The organism is Streptomyces sp. WAC 04229 (assembly GCF_003947455.1).
GTDB lineage: Bacteria > Actinomycetota > Actinomycetes > Streptomycetales > Streptomycetaceae > Streptomyces.
Map to the genome: position 1 here is coordinate 1 of NZ_QHJH01000146.1, position 17189 is coordinate 17189.

14 protein-coding genes and 1 pseudogene are annotated in these 17189 nt (G+C 73.9%); 6 read left to right on the plus strand and 9 right to left on the minus strand.

Features of this window, described 5'->3' with window-relative positions:
* From DMH12_RS28505 to DMH12_RS28515, 3 genes and pseudogenes are all read right to left on the minus strand, one after another.
* Positions 1 to 374, minus strand: a pseudogene (locus DMH12_RS28505) (futalosine hydrolase); the annotation flags it as partial.
* 23 nt (positions 375 to 397) lie between these two features.
* Entirely contained in the window at positions 398 to 910 is a 513-nt protein-coding gene (locus DMH12_RS28510; RefSeq protein WP_185832600.1) for a DUF2771 domain-containing protein, read from the minus strand.
* A 58-nt stretch (positions 911 to 968) separates the two neighbouring features.
* Positions 969 to 2360 (minus strand): MFS transporter, encoded by a 1392-nt coding sequence (locus DMH12_RS28515; protein WP_125494319.1) that lies wholly within the window; start codon positions 2358 to 2360, stop codon positions 969 to 971.
* A 343-nt stretch (positions 2361 to 2703) separates the two neighbouring features.
* Between DMH12_RS28515 and DMH12_RS28520 the strand changes: the two genes are divergently transcribed.
* Both DMH12_RS28520 and DMH12_RS28525 read left to right on the plus strand, forming a co-directional pair.
* Positions 2704 to 3630 (plus strand): DUF3027 domain-containing protein, encoded by a 927-nt coding sequence (locus tag DMH12_RS28520; protein WP_125494320.1) that lies wholly within the window; start codon positions 2704 to 2706, stop codon positions 3628 to 3630.
* A gap of 307 nt (positions 3631 to 3937) precedes the next feature.
* Entirely contained in the window at positions 3938 to 7087 is a 3150-nt protein-coding gene (locus DMH12_RS28525; protein ID WP_125494321.1) for a sacsin N-terminal ATP-binding-like domain-containing protein, read from the plus strand.
* Positions 7088 to 7195: 108 nt separating this feature from the next.
* Here the strand turns inward: DMH12_RS28525 and DMH12_RS28530 are convergent, their stop codons facing one another.
* Positions 7196 to 7450: a DUF2530 domain-containing protein gene (locus DMH12_RS28530; RefSeq protein WP_125494322.1), complete on the minus strand. Its 255-nt coding sequence runs from the start codon at positions 7448 to 7450 to the stop codon at positions 7196 to 7198.
* Positions 7451 to 7648: 198 nt separating this feature from the next.
* On the opposite strand from DMH12_RS28530, the gene DMH12_RS28535 reads away from it, so the two are divergent.
* Positions 7649 to 9106 (plus strand): NCS2 family permease, encoded by a 1458-nt coding sequence (locus DMH12_RS28535; RefSeq protein WP_125494323.1) that lies wholly within the window; start codon positions 7649 to 7651, stop codon positions 9104 to 9106.
* 10 nt (positions 9107 to 9116) lie between these two features.
* Here DMH12_RS28535 and DMH12_RS28540 read toward each other — a convergent pair whose 3' ends face one another.
* Positions 9117 to 9299: a ribbon-helix-helix protein, CopG family gene (locus DMH12_RS28540; RefSeq protein ID WP_064728497.1), complete on the minus strand. Its 183-nt coding sequence runs from the start codon at positions 9297 to 9299 to the stop codon at positions 9117 to 9119.
* Between the two features lie 156 nt (positions 9300 to 9455).
* Between DMH12_RS28540 and DMH12_RS28545 the strand changes: the two genes are divergently transcribed.
* Positions 9456 to 9893 (plus strand): MarR family winged helix-turn-helix transcriptional regulator, encoded by a 438-nt coding sequence (locus DMH12_RS28545; protein ID WP_114527826.1) that lies wholly within the window; start codon positions 9456 to 9458, stop codon positions 9891 to 9893.
* 27 nt (positions 9894 to 9920) lie between these two features.
* Positions 9921 to 11288 carry an MFS transporter gene (locus DMH12_RS28550; RefSeq protein WP_125494324.1) on the plus strand — a complete coding sequence of 456 codons (1368 nt, stop codon included), beginning with the start codon at positions 9921 to 9923 and terminating at the stop codon, positions 11286 to 11288.
* A gap of 9 nt (positions 11289 to 11297) precedes the next feature.
* Here the strand turns inward: DMH12_RS28550 and DMH12_RS28555 are convergent, their stop codons facing one another.
* Positions 11298 to 11885: a Uma2 family endonuclease gene (locus tag DMH12_RS28555; protein ID WP_125494325.1), complete on the minus strand. Its 588-nt coding sequence runs from the start codon at positions 11883 to 11885 to the stop codon at positions 11298 to 11300.
* 116 nt (positions 11886 to 12001) lie between these two features.
* On the opposite strand from DMH12_RS28555, the gene thpR reads away from it, so the two are divergent.
* Positions 12002 to 12574, plus strand: a complete 573-nt coding sequence (gene thpR / locus DMH12_RS28560; RefSeq protein ID WP_125494326.1) for an RNA 2',3'-cyclic phosphodiesterase — start codon at positions 12002 to 12004, stop codon at positions 12572 to 12574.
* A gap of 121 nt (positions 12575 to 12695) precedes the next feature.
* Here the strand turns inward: thpR and DMH12_RS28565 are convergent, their stop codons facing one another.
* The 3 genes from DMH12_RS28565 to DMH12_RS28575 are packed head-to-tail and all read right to left on the minus strand — an operon-like array spanning position 12696 to position 17075.
* Entirely contained in the window at positions 12696 to 13688 is a 993-nt protein-coding gene (locus tag DMH12_RS28565; RefSeq protein ID WP_125494327.1) for an aldo/keto reductase, read from the minus strand.
* Between the two features lie 43 nt (positions 13689 to 13731).
* On the minus strand, positions 13732 to 16260 hold the full coding sequence (locus DMH12_RS28570; protein WP_125494328.1) for an FtsX-like permease family protein: 2529 nt from the start codon (positions 16258 to 16260) through the stop codon (positions 13732 to 13734).
* A complete protein-coding gene (locus tag DMH12_RS28575; protein ID WP_125494329.1) occupies positions 16257 to 17075 on the minus strand; it encodes an ABC transporter ATP-binding protein in 819 nt (272 codons plus the stop codon). The genes DMH12_RS28570 and DMH12_RS28575 overlap by 4 nt, the downstream gene beginning before the upstream one ends.
* Positions 17076 to 17189: the final 114 nt, after the last annotated feature.

Here is a 17189-nt window from a genome sequence, read left to right on the forward strand (position 1 = left end):
GGCGGCGGGTGGTGGGTGACGGTGCCGAAGCCGAGGTCGGTGACCGGCAGGAAGCCGTCGGCGGTCTCGGCGCCCAGGTCGGCGGCGGTGATCGCGTCGGCGACGACGAGCGAGCCGACCGGTGCGTGGGGCGGGAAGCCGCCGCCGATGCCGGCCGAGACGACCAGGCCGTAGGGGGCGCCGTCGAGCGCCGCGGCGGTCAGGGCGGCGGCGGTGGAGGCGGCGGCGAGGGCGGGGCCGACGCCGGCGGCCAGCAGGTCCGGGCCGCCGTCCGGGAGGCGGTGCAGGGCCACCCCGGGACGGGACAGCTCGGCGGGCGGCTCCGGGAACGCCCGTGCCACCGCGTCCCGTTCGGCGGGGACGGCGGTGGCCACGAGAACGCGCGTGGGGGACGTGGTCAGTCGTCCTTCTTCAGCTTGAAGGACCACAGACCGGTGGCCGCCTCGCTGTCGTCCTTGCCGTCGCCGGCCTTGATGGTGACCAGCGTGGAGTCGCCCTGGGCGCCGTACTGGGCGTTGAAGAACACGCTGCCCGGGACCGTCCGGTAGGTGTTGTCCGTGTCGTCGGTCAGCTGCTGACCGTTCATCAGGATCGTCCAGCGCTCGTCGGCGACGTCCGGGTCGACGCCGAAGCGGACCGTGTCGTCGGCGTTGACCGAGATGGACTTGACGTCGTCGTCCTGCAGGCACTTCTGGATCTCGGCGGTCTCCAGGGTCTTGCCGTGCCCGCCGCAGGCGGCCTCGGAGCTGACCGAGTCACTGCCGACCGTGACCGTGGCCATGGGCGTGGGCTTGTCACAGGCGGACAGCAGGAGCAGTCCGGCGGATACCGCGCCGGCGGCGGCGACGGCGCGGCGGCGCCGCACAGCGCCGTGTCCGAGGGCGGCAGTGCCGCGGAGCAACGTGGTCATGGGCGAAGGCTATCTGGCGCCCGCGGCCCGTCCCCCACCTGGGTACGGCGTGGCGTGATCACGCCACCCTGGGTCGGCTCGGCCCGCCGTGCCGCGCCGAGCCGACCAGACCCCGTACGGTCGTCAGCCACCCGGCGGCGATGATCGCGGCGCCCACCGACAGGCCCAGCGTGCCGTTGAGGGGCAGCACGATGCCGACCGCGCCGCCGAGCACCCAGGAGACCTGGAGCAGCGTCTCCGAGCGGGCGAACGCCGAGGTGCGGACGAGTTCCGGCACGTCCCGCTGGATCAGCGCGTCCAGGGACAGCTTGGCCAGCGCCTGCGCGAAGCCCGCGACCGCCGCCAGACACGCCACCAGGACGGCGCTGAAGAACACCGCGGCCGTGACCGCCGCGCCCAGCACGGTCGCCACCACCGTCACGATGATGATCTCCGGCGCCCGGGACCGCAGCCACGCCCCGACCGCCGTGCCCAGCGCGTTGCCCGCGCCGGCCGCGACGCCCACGATCCCCAGGGACACGGCCGCGCTCTGCCCGGACAGCGGGTGCACCCGCAGCAGGAAGGCCAGGAAGAAGATCAGGAAGCCGGTCAGGCAGCGGATGGCGGCGTTGGCGGCCAGCGCGTGCGTCACCGCCGGGCCGACCGTGCGCAGCCCCGGCCGCTTGCTCCGCCCCCGCAGCGGACCGTGCAGGTGGTCCTCGTCGGCGGCGAGCAGTGCCCGGGCCTCGCCGCGCGCCGAGTCCACCGTGTGCGGCAGCGTGAAGGACAGCACGGTGCCCGCCACGAAGATCACGAACGCGCCGTACAGCGGCCAGCGCGGCCCGACCTGCTGGAGCCCCGCCCCGATCGGCGCGGCCACACCGGTGGCGAGCAGCCCGCACAGCGTGACCCGTGAGTTCGCCTTGACCAGGGAGAATTGGGGTGGCAGCAGCCGTGGCACCACCGCGCTTCTGACCACGCCGTACGCCTTCGAGGCGACCAGCACGCCGAGCGCGGCCGGGTACATCTCGATGCTGCCGGTGATGACCGCCCCCGACAGCACCAGCGCGAGCAGCGCCCGCGCGGCCATCGCGCACGCCATCGCCGCGCGGCGACCGTGCGGCACCCGGTCCAGGAGCGGGCCGATCACCGGGGCGAGCAGCGTGAACGGCGCCATCGTGATGGCCAGGTACAGCGCCACCCGGCCGCGGGCCTCGTCGGTGGGGACGGAGAAGAAGACGGTGGAGGCGAGGGCGACGGTGATCATGACGTCCCCGGCGCCGTTCACCCCGTGCAGCTCGATCAGTTTGCCGAGGCCCGACTCGCCGGCCCCGTGCGCGTGCGTCGCTTTCCGGATACCGCGCGCGGTCCCGGTCACCGGAAGGCGAAGGGCGCGGCCGAGCGCGCGGAACCGCGGGCCGGGGCCACGCCTCCGGCCCCCGCCCTTGAACTCCGTCCGTGCGGCTGCCACCCCGTCATAGTGCCCCGAGAGCGGGGGCTGTAGCGTCCCATCGGCACGGATGGCGGTGATCGAGTCGGGTGACACGGACGCCGGGCCGGGCGGGAGGAGCGGACCGTACCCCGCCGAAACTCCCGTCGGTGTAGGCCCAGCGCACATGAGCAGGTAGCGTGCCTAACGCGCCGTGGCGAACGTTCTCGGCCGCGCGCCTGACGGCCATCCCGCAGAATGGATGACGTAGGTGTGCCCGAGCGCGATCGGGCGCGGACGTCGACGCGGTCCACAGGTCCGCTCCGTCCGCCCCTCGCAGGCAGCGGCGCACTCGTGAGACGGCGTATGGAGAGAAGCGATACCTGTGAGCGCAGCGACAACGCGAAGCCGCACCCCTGACCGCCTGTGCGCCGAGGCCCTCGACCTCGCCCGCGCCGCAGCCGAGGAGGCCGCCGCCCCCGGCGTCGTCGGCGAACACGAGGGCCTGGTGTCGGAGGGCGACCGGGTCGTCACCCACTACTTCGCCTGCAAGGAGATGGGCTACCGCGGCTGGCGCTGGGCCGTGACCGTCGCCCGCGCCTCCCGCGCCAAGATCGTCACGGTGGACGAGGCGGTGCTGCTGCCCGGCCCCGATGCGCTGCTCGCCCCCGAGTGGGTGCCGTGGAGCGAGCGGCTGCGGCCCGGCGACATGGGCCCCGGCGACCTGCTGCCCACCGACGCGGAGGACCTGCGTCTGGAGCCCGGCTGGAGCGGCGAGGACGAGCCGCCGCCGAACTCCGTCGTCTCCCACGAGATGGCCGACCTGGTCGAGGCCGAGGACGCGGAGGTGACCGCCGGGCCGCCCGCCGAGCTGACCACCGTGCCGGCCCGCGGCACCATCTCGGCGGTCGCCGAGGAACTGGGCCTGCGCCGCACGCGGGTCCTGTCCCGGTACGGGCTGCACGTCGCCGCCGACCGCTGGGAGGACGGCTACGGCCCGAAGACGGCGATGGCCCAGGCGGCCCCCGCGTCCTGCGTCAGCTGCGGCTTCCTGGCCCGGATCGGCGGCTCGCTCGGGCAGGCCTTCGGGGTGTGCGCCAACGAGTTCTCCCCGGCGGACGGGCACGTGGTGTCGCTGGCCTACGGGTGCGGGGGGCACTCCGAGGCGGCGGTCATGCCGAAGCCGCCGCGGGTGGCTCCGCCGGTGATCGACGAGACGCGGGTGGATCCGTTCCCGCTGCGGCCGGCGCCGGACTCGGGGTCCGTCTCCCTGGCGGAGGACGAGGCTTCGGCGGAGCTGGGGCATTCGTAGGTCGCCTCGGCGGGTGGGTCGGTGCGGGTCCGTCGTGGCTCGCGTCCCCGGGCTGTCCCCGGGGGCTGCGCCCCCGGACCCCCCATCGGCCTTGACGGCCTCGTCCTCAAACGCCGGACGGGCTGAAATGATGCGGCCAGGCTGGATGGTGCCCCTCGGCCGCATGACGGCGCCCGCGCCGGATGATGCCGCCCGCGCCGGATGATGCCGCCCGCGCCGGACGACGCCGGACGGGCCGGAGGAATCCCGGGCCGGTGAGGAAGTCTCCTCGCGGTACCTTCGTGGTCCGTCGATGAGGAGAGTCACCGTGAGCATGTTCGTGCAGCCTGCCGCCGAGGGGGCCGATCCGTTCGGTACGGGACGTCTTCGGCGCGGGGTGCTGGACGCCTGGGCGACGAGCCCGGCCCGGTTCCGTGAGGACGCCAACGCGGAGGAGGACCTCGTCCTCGGCGGCTACCGCGACCGGCTGGTCGTCGAGCTGGCGCAGAACGCCGCCGACGCCGCCGCCCGGTCCGGCGCGCCGGGGCGGCTCCGGCTGACCCTGCGCGACGGCGTGCTGGTCGCCGCCAACACCGGTGCCCCGCTGGACGAGACCGGCGTCGAGTCGCTGTCCACGCTGCGCGCCTCCGCCAAGCGGGACGCCGGGGACAGCGCCGTCGGCCGGTTCGGGGTCGGCTTCGCCGCCGTGCTGGCCGTCACCGACGAGCCCGCCGTCGTCAGCCGGCACGGCGGGGTCCGCTGGTCCCTGGCCGAGGCCCGCGACCTGGCCGCCGACACCGCCGCGCACAGCCCCGGCCTGGGCGACGAGATCCGGCGGCGCGACGGGCACGTTCCGCTGCTGCGGCTGCCGTTCTCCGCCGAGGGCAGCGCCCCCGGCCCGTACGACACGGCCGTCATCCTCCCGCTGCGCGACACGGCCGCCGCCGACCTCGCCGAACGGCTCCTGCACGGCGTGGACGACGCCCTGCTGCTCGCCCTGCCGGGCCTGGCGGAGGTCGTGGTCGAGGTCGCGGACGACGTCCGCACGCTCTCCCGCCGCACGGAGGGCGCCCTCACCGTGGTCGAGGACTCCCGGGAGGGCACCACCCGCTGGCGCACCGCCGCCGCGCACGGCCCGCTCACCCCCGACCTGCTCGCCGACCGGCCGGTCGAGGAGCGGCTGCGCCCGCACTGGTCCGTGACCTGGGCGGTGCCGGTCGACGCGGACGGCGCCCCGGCGCGCCCCCGCACCAGCCCCGTGGTGCACGCGCCCACCCCCAGCGACGAGCCGCTCGGCGTGCCCGCCCTGCTCATCGCCTCCTTCCCGCTGGACTCCACCCGCCGGCACGCCGCGCCCGGCCCGCTGACCGGCTTCCTGACCGAGCGGGCCGCCGACGCCTACGCCGGACTGCTCGCCGACTGGCGCCCGGTCACCGCCGGTCTCATCGACCTCGTGCCCGGCCCGCTGGGCAAGGGGGAGCTGGACGGCGCGCTGCGCCAGGCGATCCTCGAACGGCTGCCGCGCACCGCCTTCCTCCCGCCCGCCACGGCACCCGGCGACGATCCCGACCTGCCCGAGTCCCTGCGCCCGCGCGACGCCGAGGTGGTGGAGGGCGCCGGCGCCGACACCGTGCGGGTCCTCGCCGAGGTGCTGCCGACCCTGCTGCCCGCCGGGCTCGAACGCCGGGTGGAACTGCGCACGCTGGGCGTCGCCCGGGTGCCGCTGACCGACGCGATCGACCGGCTGGCCGGCCTGGAGAAGGACCCGGGCTGGTGGCACCGGCTCTACGACAGCCTCGCCGGCGTCGATCCCGACCGGCTCTCGGGGCTGCCGGTACCGCTGGCCGGGGGCGCTTCCCAGGGCTTCGGGACGGGAGCGGTGCGGACCACCATCGGGCCCCGGCAGGTGCTGCTGCCGTCCCCGGAGGCCGCCTCCCTGGACCCGGAGGTGCTCACCCGCCTCGGCCTGAAGATCGCCCATCCGGACGCCGCCCATCCGCTCCTGGAGAAGCTCGGCGCCCTCCCGGCCACCCCGCGTGCCGTGCTCACCACCCCGCAGGTCCGGGCCGCCGTGGCGGCCTCGCTGGAGGACGACGGCGGCGCGAACTGGGAGGAGGACGCCCTCGACGCGGAGGAACTGGCCGACACCGTCCTCGGCCTGGTCCGCGACGCCGGACTCGACGCCGGGGACGAGCCCTGGCTCGGTGCTCTCGCCCTGCCCGACGAGGACGGCGAACTCTCCCCGGCGGGCGAACTCGTCTTCCCCGGCGGCCCGTTCGCGAGGGTCATGCGCGAGGACGAGGTCGCCGCCGTGGACGCGGAGCTGGCCGAGAAGTGGGGCGAGGACGCGCTGGCCGCCTGCGGTGTGCTCGTCACCTTCGCCCTCGTCCGCGCCACCGACGTCGTCCTCGACCCGGACGAACTGGAGCCCCGCGAGGGGGACTTCGCCGAACCCGACGACGCCGGGCTGCTGGACGCCGTGGACGTGTGGAGCGAGGACGTCCTGGACCGCTTCCCGGACACCCCCGTGCCGCCGGTCGCCACCGAGATCGTCGCCGTGCGCGACCTGGACCTGGTGGACGACGACCGGTGGCCCGAGGCCCTCGCCCTGCTGTCCCGGCCGCCCCTGCGTGACGCGCTCGTCCAGCCGGTCCGCGTGCTGCTGCCCGACGGCACCCACGAGGTCGTACGGCCGTACACCGCGTGGTGGCTGCGCGGGCACCCGGTGCTCGGCGGACGGCGCCCGGCCGGACTGCGCGCGGCGGGCTCCGACCCGCTGCTGCGGGGCCTGTACGACGAGGCCGACGCCTCCGGTTTCGAGGACGAGCAGGTGCTGCGGGCGCTGGGCGTACGCACCTCGGTCGCAGCCCTCCTCGACGAGCCCGGCGGCGCGGCCGAACTCCTCGACCGCCTCGCCGACCCCGGCCGCCCGGTCACGGCCGCTCAACTGCACGCCCTGTACGGCGCGCTGGCCGAACTGGACCCGGAGCAGGTCACCCTGCCGGACGACGTGCGGGCCGTGGTCGACGGCGAGGTGCGCGTGGTGGACGCCGCAGACGCGGTCGTGGTCGACTCGCCGGACCTGCTGCCCTTCACCTCGGGTGTGCCGCTGCTGCCGGTACGGCCCGCCCGGGCCGCCGAGCTGGCGGAGCTGTTCCAGGTGCGGCGGCTGAGCGAGTCCGTCACCGGGCACGTGGACTCCGAGGGCACCGAGCACGACGTGCCGGAGCCGGTGCGGGTGCTGCTCGGGGCGCGGACCCCGGCGTCGTACGTGGAGCACGGGGAACTGGTCGTCGACGGTGTGGAGATCGACTGGCGGCTGACCGACGACGGGGCGTTGCACGCGGCGACGCTGGAGGGGGTCGCCGCGGGCCTGGCGTGGGCGGCGGGGCAGTGGCCGCGGCGGTTCGAGGTCGCGGCCCTGCTGGAGGACGAGTCCCGCACGGAGGAGCTGGCCAGGGACCGCTGGTTCGACTGACGGTGCCGGACAGCGGGCGGGGGTGCGGCGGGCGCTCCGCGAGGGCGCGGGGAACGGTCCGGCCGGCCGCACCGCCGCGCCCGCCGTCAGCCCGGTGATGCCCCGGTGCTACGCGTCGTCCCGCGCCGCCCGCCGCAGGGCGGCCTCGCGGCCCCGGACGTACCAGATGCCGATCAGGCCGAGCCCGGCTCCGGCCAGGCAGGTCCACACCCACCAGGTGTGGCCGTGGTCGTCGAACCAGCCGTAGAACGGCAGCTGCGCCAGGAAGAGGACGAACCACAGGACGGTGCCGCCGACGATGGTCGGAACCACGGGGCCCTCCAGGGGCTCCGGTGCCTCGCGCGTGGGTGTCCACTTCTTCATGCGTACAGCTTACGAGGAGCGGGCGAACGGGTTGTCGGCGCGGCGTCCTCGGGGTCTACGCGCGGAGATGGCCATCCCGGGCTCATACGTTCATACTGAACCCGTTTGTCTCTGACCACTTTCTTTCGTAGAAAACTCCAAGCGCAGAAACACCGACAAGGCCGTGGGGGAACCTGCTGTTGGTGATGAGGTCTCCGCATGCCCACCTCGGCCTCCGCCAAGGTCCCCCCGTCCCCCGAGTCGCCGGAGGACCGGCGGCCCCCGCAGAACGGCCTCGACCGCTACTTCAAGATCTCGGAGCGCGGCAGCACCCTGTCCCGTGAGATCCGCGGCGGCTTCGCCACCTTCTTCGCGATGGCGTACATCATCGTGCTGAACCCGATCATCCTGGGCAGCGCGAAGGACATGTACGGCAACCAGCTCGACAACGGTCAGCTGGTCACCGCGACCGCGCTCACGGCCGCGTTCACCACGCTGCTGATGGGCGTCATCGGCAACGTCCCGATCGCGCTGGCCGCCGGCCTCGGCGTGAACTCCGTCGTCGCCCTCCAGCTCGCCCCGCGGATGTCCTGGCCGGACGCCATGGGCATGGTCGTGCTGGCCGGGTTCGTCGTCATGGTGCTGGTCGCCACCGGCCTGCGCGAGCGCGTGATGAGCGCCGTCCCCTACGGCCTGCGCAAGGCCATCGCCATCGGTATCGGCCTCTTCATCATGCTGATCGGCCTGGTCGACTCCGGGTTCGTCACCCGGATGCCCGACGCCGCGCAGACCACCGTCCCGCTCCAGCTGGGCACCGGCGGCCACCTGGAGGGCTGGCCGGTGCTGGTCTTCGTCCTCGGTGTGCTGCTGACCCTCGCGCTGATCGTCCGCAAGACCCCCGGCGCCATCCTGATCTCGATCGTCGTGATGACCGCGGTCGCGGTGATCATCAACGCCGTCGCCGACATCCCCTCCTGGGGTCTGACCACGCCGGAGTGGCCGGGCAACCCCGTCGCCACGCCCGACTTCGGGCTGGTCGGCGAGGTCAGCCTGTTCGGCGGGTTCGAGAAGGTCGGTGTCCTGACCGGCGTGCTGTTCGTCTTCACCGTGCTGCTGTCGTGCTTCTTCGACGCGATGGGCACGATCATGGGCGTCAGCGACGAGGCCAAGCTGACCGACGGCGAGGGCCAGATGCCGGGCATCAACAAGGTCCTGTTCGTGGACGGCATCGCGGTCGCCGCGGGCGGCGCCAGCTCCGCCTCGGCCACCACCTGCTTCGTGGAGTCCACGGCCGGCGTCGGCGAGGGCGCCCGCACCGGCTTCGCGAACATCATCACGGGCGGGCTCTTCGCCCTGGCGCTGTTCCTCACCCCGGTCGCCACCATGGTGCCCTCGCAGGCGGCCACCCCGGCGCTGGTCGCGGTCGGCTTCCTGATCCTGGCCGGGTCGGTCCGGGAGATCGACTGGTCGGACTTCACGATCGCCGTCCCGGCCTTCGTGACGATGCTGATGATGCCGTTCACGTACTCGATCACCAACGGCATCGGCATGGGCTTCATCACCTTCTCGGTGCTGCGCCTGGCGGCCGGACGGGGCCGCGAGGTCCCGGTCACGATGTACGTGGTGTCGGCGGTCTTCGCCTTCTACTACCTGATGCCGGCCCTCGGTCTGACCTGACCGGCGGGGCTCAGGTGACCCCGTAGAACCGTTCCGTCTCCTCCACGGCGGACTGGAACCGCTCGTCGAAGTCATCCCGAATGAGCGTCCGGACGACATAGTCCTGGACGCTCATTCCCCTTTTCGCCGCATGGTGCCGGAGCCGTTCGAGCAGCTCCCCGTCCATCCGCAGGCTGAGCACGCTGGTCCCCATGCGGTCGAGGGTCGCCCCCGCCTGCCGGGTGATGCTCCGATTTCCGGAAACGACTCACTCGTACGGGTGAACCGCGGGTTTCGGTGGCGTGCGTCACGGGCACGCGGGCGCATGTGCGGTGGTATTTCGCGAGACTAATGAGTTAGGCTAAGGAACATGCCGGACCTCAAGCATGGCGACGACGCCGCCGCCGTGAACTCCCTGCGCTCCGCCGTGATGCGGTTGTCCCGTCGGCTCAAGCACCAGCGGGTCGACGAGTCGCTCAGCCCCACCGAGATGTCGGTGCTCGGCACCCTGTCGCTCTGCGGCAGCGCGACCCCGGGTGAACTCGCCCGCAAGGAACACGTCCAGCCGCCCTCGATGACCCGCATCGTGGCGCTGCTGGAGGCGAAGGGCCTGGTGCGTCTCGAGCCGCATCCCGAGGACCGGCGGCAGAAGGTCGTGACGCAGACCGAGCAGGCCGTGGTGATGCTCGAGGAGAGCCGCCGCAAGCGGAACGCGTTCCTGGCCACGCTGGTCGAGGGACTCGACGAGGACGAGTGGGCGAAACTGCGCGCCGCCGCCCCCGTGCTGGAGAAGCTCGCCCACAAGTAAGCAGTTCTCGCGAGGAGGCGAACCCTTTTGAGTACGGGATCCGGAGCAGCTTCCGCCCCCGCACCTGACGGCCACGACGACCCGACCGCCCCCGACACCCCCCGCACGGCCCGGACCTCGATGTTCGCCTCCCTGAAGGTCAGGAACTACCGCCTGTTCTTCATGGGCCAGGTCGTCTCCAACATCGGCACCTGGATGCAGCGCATCGCCCAGGACTGGCTGGTGCTCAGCCTCACCGGCTCCTCGGCCGCCGTCGGCATCACCACCGCCCTCCAGTTCCTGCCGATGCTCCTCTTCGGCCTCTACGGCGGCGTCCTCGTCGACCGCCTGCGCAAGCGCCCCACGCTGCTGGTCACCCAGTCCGCGATGGCCCTGACCGCGCTCTTCCTCGCCGTCCTCACCCTGACCGGCCACGTCCAGGTCTGGCACGTGTACGTCGCCGCCTTCGCGATGGGCCTGGCGACCGTCGTCGACAACCCGGCCCGGCAGTCCTTCGTCTCCGAGCTGGTCGGCCGGGACCAGCTCCAGAACGCCGTCAGCCTCAACTCGGCCAATTTCCAGTCCGCCCGGCTGGTCGGCCCCGCCGTCGCCGGCCTCATGATCACCGGGGTGGGCACCGGCTGGGCGTTCCTAGCCAACGGCCTCTCCTTCGTCGCGCCGCTCAGCTGCCTGCTGCTGATGCGCGCCCGCGACCTGCACGCCGTCCAGCGCGCGCCGCGCGGCAAGGGGCAGCTGCGCGAGGGCCTGCACTACGTCGCCGGGCGCCCCGAGCTGATCTGGACCATCACCCTGGTCGGCTTCATCGGCACCTTCGGCTTCAACTTCCCGGTCTTCCTGTCCGCCTTCGCCGACGACGTCTTCGACGCGGGCGCCGGGGCGTACAGCCTCTTCAACACCCTCATGGCCGTCGGCTCGCTGGCCGGCGCCCTGCTCGCCGCCCGGCGCGGCACGGCCCGGCTGCGGGTCCTGATCGCGGCGGCGGTGGCCTTCGGCGCGCTGGAGATCGTGGCGGCGACGGCACCGGGGCTGTGGCTGTTCGCGCTGCTCATGGTCCCGATCGGCGTCTTCAGCATGACGGTCAACGTCACCGCCAACACCAGCATCCAGATGTCCACCGACCCGGCCATGCGGGGCCGCGTCATGGCCCTGTACATGATGGTCTTCCTCGGCGGTTCCCCGGTCGGCGCCCCGATCGTCGGCTGGGTCACCGACACCTACGGCGCCCGGGTCGGCTTCGCCGCGGGCGGCGCGGTGGCCGCCACCGCCGCGGTCGTCATCGGCCTGGTCCTGGCCCGCGTCGGCAACCTGCGCCTCTCGGTCGGCTGGCACCGCGGCCACCCGCAGGTGCGGTTCGTGCCGCGGGAGCGGCGGGAGGAGCTGGCACCGGCGGCGTAGGGCGCCTGCTCAGTCGCGGGGGAAGTCGTCGGTCTTGAGGGTGAGGCCGACGGCGGTCCCCGTGAGGTCGACGTCTTCGCCGAAACCGAAGCTGACGGAGCCGTGGTACTCGCCGTCCTTGGGCAGGGTGTGGAGGTGCCACTCGCCGGTGTACGGGTCGACGATCAGGTACACCGGGACGCCGGCGGCGGCGTAGGTGGCCTTCTTGGGGCCGTAGTCGTTGGCGGCGGTGTCCTTGGAGATGACCTCGGCGACGAACTCGACGTCCTGATAGCGCCAGTGACCCTTGCCGTCCTTGACGGAGCGTTCGGCGATGGCCGCGACGTCGCAGGCGAATCCGTTCAGCCGCCCGGGGAAGTCGATCCGCACGTCCGAGGCCAGTTGCTTGCGTGTGTACTTGACGCGCAGTTGTTCAAGGATACCGAAGATGATCTCGAAGTGATGGTGCCGCTGCGGCGACATGAAGACGTGCCCCCCGACGATCTCGGTCTTGTATCCCTCGGGGACGGGCAACTTCTCGAGCCACTCGAACATGACGTCCAGAGTCAGCTCGGCGCTCTCTTCGGCCATCTCGATCCTGTCGTCAAGGACGGTCATCGTGGCGCTCCTCCCCGGCTGCCCCCGACGCGAGTGCAGCCGCGCGGTACAACGATACGCACGGTGACCAGGACACGCGCGGACGTACACGTGTTCCCCGGGGGAGACTGGTCGGCATGAGACTCTTCGCCGCCGTCCTGCCCCCCGAAGACGTCACCGCCGCCCTCGCCGTCGAGGTGGACGCGCTGCGGAGGCTGCCCGGGGCGGACGGGCTGCGGTGGACCGGGCGGCCCGGGTGGCACTTCACGCTCGCGTTCTACGGCGAGGTGGACGACGCACTCGTGCCGGAGCTGTCGGAGCGGCTGGCGCGGGCCGCGCGCCGCACCGAACCCTTCGAACTGGCGCTGCGCGGCGGCGGCCACTTCGGGCACGGGCGGGCTCTGTGGGCGGGGGCGGAGGGTGATCTCGCGACGTTGCGGCTGCTCGCCGAGCGGGCGGAGTCGGCTGGGCGCAAGGCCGGTGTCGCGATGGGGGAGCACCGGCGCTACAAGCCGCACCTGACGGTCGCCCGCAGCCGGGAGGCGCACGACGTGCGGCCTCACCTCGCGGCGCTGGACGGCTTCACCGGCCCGGCCTGGACCGTGACGGAGCTGGTCCTGGTCCGCAGCCGGCTGCCGAAGTCCGGCGTGCCGGGGGAGCAGCCCCGTTACGAGGCGGTCGGCCGCAGTCCGCTCGGCGCCTCCGGTTAGGCTCACAGGCGTGGACCCGAAGACCCGTAACCGGATCATGGCCGGTGTACTCGTGCTGATGCTCGTGGTGGTGGCGGTGGCGGCGGCGCTGGGCTGACCGGCCGCCGCCCCGCTCACCCCGCTACCAGGCGAACGCCTCCGGGGACGGCCCCGGGCCCGGGAAGATCTCGTCCAGTCCGGCCAGCAGCTCGTCCGACAGCTCCAGCTCGACGGCGCGCAGCGCCGAGTCGAGCTGCTCGGCGGTGCGCGGACCCACGATCGGGCCGGTCACGCCGGGCCGGGTCAGCAGCCAGGCCAGCGCCGCCTCGCCGGGTGCGACGCCGTGCTTGTCGAGCAGGTCCTCGTAGGCCTGGATCCGCGCCCGGCCCGCCGGGTCGGCCAGGGTGTCGGCGGCCCGTCCGGAGGCCCGCCGTCCGCCCTGCACCTCCTTCTTGAGCACGCCGCCGAGCAGCCCCCCGTGCAGCGGCGACCAGGGGATGACCCCGAGGCCGTACTCCTGCGCGGCCGGGATCACCTCCATCTCGGCCCGGCGCTCGGCCAGGTTGTACAGGCACTGCTCGCTGACCAGGCCGATGGTGCCGCCGCGCCGGGCGGCGGTCTCGTTGGCCTGGGCGATCTTGTACCCGGGGAAGTTCGACGAGCCCGCGTACAGCACCTTGCCCTGCTGGACCAGGACGTCGATCGCCTGCCAGATCTCGTCGAAGCCGGTCGCGCGGTCGACGTGGTGGAACTGGTACAGGTCGATGTGGTCCGTCCGCAGCCGCCTGAGGCTGGCGTCGACCGCCCGGCGGATGTTCACGGCGGACAGCTTGTCGTGGTTGGGCCACGCCTCGCCGTCGGCGGCCATGTTGCCGTACACCTTGGTGGCGAGGACGGTCCGGTCGCGCCGGTCGCCGCCCTTGGCGAACCAGTTGCCGATGATCTCCTCGGTACGGCCCTTGTTCTCGCCCCAGCCGTACACGTTGGCGGTGTCGAAGAAATTCAGACCGGCGTCCAGCGCCGCGTCCATGATGGCGTGGCTGTCGGCCTCGTCGGTCTGCGGACCGAAGTTCATGGTCCCGAGGACGAGCCTGCTGACCTTGAGTCCTGTGCGTCCCAGCTGCGTGTACTCCATGGCCCCCAGCCAACGACTTGGAGTGCGCTCCAGGCAAGTGATCTCAGCCGTCCCGGTCGCGCAGTGCCGCCCGGGCGGGGAGCGTCACGGAGAGCAGGCCGAGGGTCACCACGACCGCGGCGAACGTGGCGTACAGCAGCGGCGGGACGTGCGGGGACTCGCCCGTCAGGCCGCGCATCATCGGGGTCAGCGTGATCATGGCGATGGCGGTGCCCAGCGCCACGCCCGCCACCGACACCAGCAGCGACTCCCAGCGGAGCATGCGCAGCACCTGGCGGCGGGTGGAGCCGACGAGGCGGAGCGCGGTCAGTTCGCGGCGCCGGTCGAGGACCGTCATCACCAGGGTGTTGACGGCGGCGACGGCGGCGAAGCCGCCCAGGACGGCGGCCATCGTGTAGTTGGCCCAGGCGCCGAGTTCACGCTCCACGTTCCGCGCGAGGGCGTAGCCCGAGGCGTCGGTGACCTCGCCGAGCGCGGTGAGCGGCCCGGCCTCGCCGCCGCTCACCAGCAGCGTGCTGTCGAAGGCCGAGGTGACGTGGCCGGCCAGCGAGGCGCGGTCCATGGTCACCGCCGCCAGGCCCAGGCCGCGGCCGTAGACCGCGACGACTTCCGGGCGGGCCCGGGTGCCGTCGGGGAGGTGGAGCGGGAGTGCGTCGCCGACCTCCACGTCCGCCGCGGTGGCGAGCGTCCGGTCGATCGCGATCCGGCCCGCACCCACGCGGTCCAGGCTGCCGCTGCGTACGTCGAGGTCCTGCACCTCGGCGAGATCGGCGCCGGAGCCCGAGACGCCCTGGGCCGCCGTCGCCTGGAGCGACGTCTCGCCGCCGCCCCGGACGGGGACCAGTACCTGGGTGTCCAGCAGGCTCACCGCCGCTTCGACGCCGGGGGCGCGGGCGGCCCGGTCGGCGGCGTCGGCCGGCAGGCCCGCCGGGTCGGTGACGACGTGGTCGGCGGTGAGGCCGGCGCGGAGCTGGTTCTCGGCGGTGCGGCTCTCGCTCGTGTGCATGAAGACCAGCGTCGAGGCGAAGGCCATCGCCATCACGATCGGGGTGAGCGCGGACGCCAGCCGGCGGGCGTTGGTGCGGGAGTTGGCGGCGGCCAGCGCGGCCGGGGCGCCGCCGCCGCGCAGCAGCAGGCCGAAGAGCGCGGCGCACAGCCGGGCCAGCACGGGGCCGAGCAGGGCGACGGCCAGCATGAAGAGCATGATGACGCCGAGGGAGGCGTTGGCCGCGTCGCCACCGGCGGCGGAGGCGGCGACGCCCGCCAGGACGGCCGCGCCGGCCAGGGCGCCCAGCCCGAGGACGGTACGGACGACGCCCGGCCGCAGCCGCTCCACCGAGGCCTCGGCGAGTGCCTGCCCCGGCTTGATCCTCGCGGGCCTGCGCCCGGCCGCCCAGCCCGCGCCGAGCGCCGTGAGCAGCCCGGCGCCGACGGCGGCGACCGGCGGGAGCCACGAGACGTGCAGCTCGACCGCCTCCGGAACCGCCCCGCGGTCCTTCAGCTGTCCGAACCACCAGTTCGCCAGCGCGATCCCCGGCAGGCAGCCGAGCAGCCCGGCGAGCGGCGCGACGAGCAGTGCCTCGGTGGCGACCGCGCGGCGGATCTGCCGCGGGGTGGCGCCGACGGCGCGCAGCAGCGCGAACTCGCGGCCGCGCTGGCCGACGGAGAGGGCGACGGTCCCGGCCGCCGTGAAGACGGCGACCAGGGTGGCGACGCCGCCGAAGGAGCCGCCGAGTCCGGTGAGGGTCTCCTTGGCGTACGCCAGGCCGTGGTCCTCGACCTCGCCGCGGTCGTCGCCGGTGCGGACCAGCGCGTCGGAGCCGGCCAGGGACTTCCCGACGGCGGCGGCGAGGGCGTCCGTGCCGGTGCCGTCCTCGGCGAGCACGGCGATGGCGTCGGCCTTGCCGGGGTGTCCGGCCAGCACGGGTGCCTCGGTGTCGGCGAACCAGGCGGTGGCGCCGCCACCGGCCCTCGCGCCGGTCGCCGCGGTGTCACCCGGTCCGGCCTCGGCCAGCCCGGAGACCCGGAAGGCGTCGCGTCCGGCGGCGGTTTCGAGCGCGACGGAGTCGCCGACGCCGGCCTTGGCGGTACGGGCCGCGGCGGCGTCGAGCACCACCTCGCCCGCGCCCGGTGCGGCGCCCTCGGTCAGGGCGGTGCCGGTGAAGGCGTGCGAGCCCCAGCCGTGGCCGGTGAGCCCGGCGCCGTCGTCACCCGCACCCTGCCGCACCGGGAAGGTGAAGTCCGGCACCGCGGCCGCGGCACCCGGCGCCCGGGCGGCCTTCGCGGCGAGCCCCGCGTCCACGCGGGCGGTGTCGGGCAGCGGGAAGGCGCTCTCCTCCGGGCCGTCGATGGTGTCGGCGACCAGGCGCGCGGACTGGTCGGCCGCCGCGACCACGGGGGCGTTCGCGTACCGCTCGGCCGGCACCGAGGCGCGGACGCCGCTCTCCAGCAGGACGCCGCAGGCCGCGACGATCAGCGCCGACATCATCAGCGCGACGAACGTGCCCGCGAACGAGGCGGGTTTGAAGCGCACGGCCGCGCGCGCGAGGCCGTTCGGGGCGAGGCTCCTCATGCCGCCACCCCCGCCACCACGTCCGTCCGGGCGGTGAGCGCCGCCATGCGTGCCGCGATCCGCTCCGCCGAACCGCGCTCCAGGCTGCCGGCGAACACGCCGTCGGCGAGGAAGAGCACGCGGTCGGCCCAGGCGGCCGCGGCCGGGTCGTGGGTGACCATGACGACGGTGGCGCCGAGGGTGTCCACGGCGTGCCGGAGCAGGCCGAGGACCTCGGTGGCGGTGCCGGTGTCGAGGGCGCCGGTGGGCTCGTCGGCGAAGACCACGTCGGGGGCGGTGACCAGGGCGCGGGCGACGGCCACGCGCTGCTGCTGGCCGCCGGAGAGTTCGCCGGGGCGGCGCCGTGCCTTGTCGGCCAGCCCGACCTGGGCGAGTACGGCGGCCGCGCGGCGCCGGTCCGGGCGGTGCCCGGCGAGGCGCAGGGGGAGCAGGACGTTCTGCTCCACGGTCAGCGACGGCAGCAGGTTGAACGCCTGGAAGACGAAGCCGAGCCGGCTGCGGCGCAGCTCGGTCAGCTCGTTCTCGCTCATGCCGGTGATCTCCGTGCCGCCGAGGCGCACGGACCCCGCCGACGGCCGGTCAAGCCCGGCCGCGCACTGGAGGAAGGTGGACTTGCCGGACCCGGACGGCCCCATGACCGCGGTGAACGTGGAGCGCGGAAGGGCGAGGTCGATGCCCGCGAGGGCGTGCACGGTGCCCGCGCCCCGCCCGTACTGCCGCCGGACACCGCGCAGTTCGACGGCCGGTCCCGGCGTCCCGGCCGGGGCCTCCGGCCGGTCGTCCGCCTTCCGCCGCTTGCCGCCGCCTAGCCTCATGGCCTTCTCTCCCTCATCCGTCCACTGTTCCGACGGGATGGAGAGTGCGGCTTCGGCCGCCCCCCGGGCGTCATACCGGGGAGCCAATGTGGGGGTGCTACCGGGGTAGGGGGT

Coding starts and splice junctions, on each gene's coding strand:
- thpR (WP_125494326.1), top strand. CDS start 12,002: ATGAGACTCTTCGCCGCCGTCCTGCCCCCCGAAGACGTCACCGCCGCC.
- DMH12_RS28510 (WP_185832600.1), bottom strand. CDS start 910: ATGACCACGTTGCTCCGCGGCACTGCCGCCCTCGGACACGGCGCTGTG.
- DMH12_RS28545 (WP_114527826.1), top strand. CDS start 9,456: ATGCCGGACCTCAAGCATGGCGACGACGCCGCCGCCGTGAACTCCCTG.
- DMH12_RS28530 (WP_125494322.1), bottom strand. CDS start 7,450: ATGAAGAAGTGGACACCCACGCGCGAGGCACCGGAGCCCCTGGAGGGC.
- DMH12_RS28565 (WP_125494327.1), bottom strand. CDS start 13,688: ATGGAGTACACGCAGCTGGGACGCACAGGACTCAAGGTCAGCAGGCTC.
- DMH12_RS28540 (WP_064728497.1), bottom strand. CDS start 9,299: ATGGGGACCAGCGTGCTCAGCCTGCGGATGGACGGGGAGCTGCTCGAA.
- DMH12_RS28555 (WP_125494325.1), bottom strand. CDS start 11,885: ATGACCGTCCTTGACGACAGGATCGAGATGGCCGAAGAGAGCGCCGAG.
- DMH12_RS28575 (WP_125494329.1), bottom strand. CDS start 17,075: ATGAGGCTAGGCGGCGGCAAGCGGCGGAAGGCGGACGACCGGCCGGAG.
- DMH12_RS28535 (WP_125494323.1), top strand. CDS start 7,649: ATGCCCACCTCGGCCTCCGCCAAGGTCCCCCCGTCCCCCGAGTCGCCG.
- DMH12_RS28570 (WP_125494328.1), bottom strand. CDS start 16,260: ATGAGGAGCCTCGCCCCGAACGGCCTCGCGCGCGCGGCCGTGCGCTTC.